Here is a 1229-nt window from a genome sequence, read left to right as displayed (position 1 = left end):
TGAATCGCTATGGGTTTAACAGACACCTCAGAGTCATTTAAGATGGCTTAAAGAGAGGTGCCCATGAGCGGTAAGCGTTATCCAGAAGAGTTTAAAATTGAAGCAGTCAAACAGGTTGTTGATCGTGGCCATTCTGTTTCCAGCGTTGCAACACGTCTCGATATCACTACCCACAGCCTTTACGCATGGATAAGGAAGTACGGTCCGGATTCTTCCACAGATAAAGAACAGTCAGATGCTCAGGCCGAGATCCGCCGTCTCCAGAAAGAACTGAAGCGGGTTACCGACGAACGGGACATATTAAAAAAAGCCGCGGCGTACTTCGCAAAGCTGTCCGACTGAGGTACGCCTTTATCCGTGACAACACCTGTTGCTGGCCTGTTCGCCTGCTCTGTCGGGTGCTGGATGTTCATCCCAGTGGTTTTTACGCCTGGCTTCAGCAGCCGCATTCACAACGCCATCAGGCAGACCTGAGACTGACAGGACAGATTAAACAGTTCTGGCTGGAATCGGGATGCGTCTATGGTTATCGCAAGATCCATCTGGATATGCGGGACAGCGGACAACAGTGCGGAGTCAACAGAGTCTGGCGACTGATGAAATGTGCCGGGATAAAGGCTCAGGTCGGATACCGGAGCCCGCGGGCACGTAAAGGTGAGGCCAGTATCGTGTCGCCCAACAGGCTCCAGCGACAGTTCAATCCGGATGCTCCGGATGAGCGTTGGGTAACGGACATAACCTACATCAGGACCCACGAAGGCTGGCTGTATCTTGCCGTAGTTGTTGATCTGTTCTCACGCAAAATTATCGGCTGGTCCATGCAATCCCGGATGACAAAGGACATTGTCCTGAACGCACTGCTGATGGCTGTATGGCGGCGTAATCCCCAAAAGCAGGTGCTGGTTCATTCGGATCAGGGCAGTCAGTACACAAGCCATGAGTGGCAGTCGTTCCTGAAATCGCACGGCCTGGAGGGCAGCATGAGCCGTCGCGGTAACTGTCATGATAATGCGGTTGCAGAAAGCTTTTTCCAGTTGTTGAAACGCGAACGGATAAAGAAAAAGATCTACGGAACGCGGGAAGAAGCCCGCAGCGATATTTTTGATTACATCGAAATGTTTTATAACAGTAAGCGTCGGCATGGTTCTAGCGATCAGATGTCACCGACAGAATATGAAACCCAGTATTATCAACGGCTCGGAAGTGTCTAGATTATCCGTGGCGATTCA

General features: G+C 51.0%; 1 protein-coding gene. It reads left to right on the top strand.

Annotated features, from left to right (window positions below):
• Window positions 1–63: 63 nt before the first annotated feature.
• A protein-coding gene (locus tag FD737_RS23645) for an IS3 family transposase (protein WP_160834701.1) occupies window positions 64–1211 on the top strand; the annotation gives its coding sequence in 2 pieces (ribosomal slippage) (window positions 64–301 and window positions 301–1211; 1149 coding nt in all).
• The last annotated feature ends 18 nt before the right edge of the window (window positions 1212–1229 follow it).

Source organism: Pantoea sp. Seng (genome assembly GCF_009829935.1).
Lineage (GTDB): Bacteria > Pseudomonadota > Gammaproteobacteria > Enterobacterales > Enterobacteriaceae > Pantoea > Pantoea communis.
Note: the sequence above shows the minus strand (reverse complement) of the source record. Positions and strands in the feature narration are given on the sequence as shown.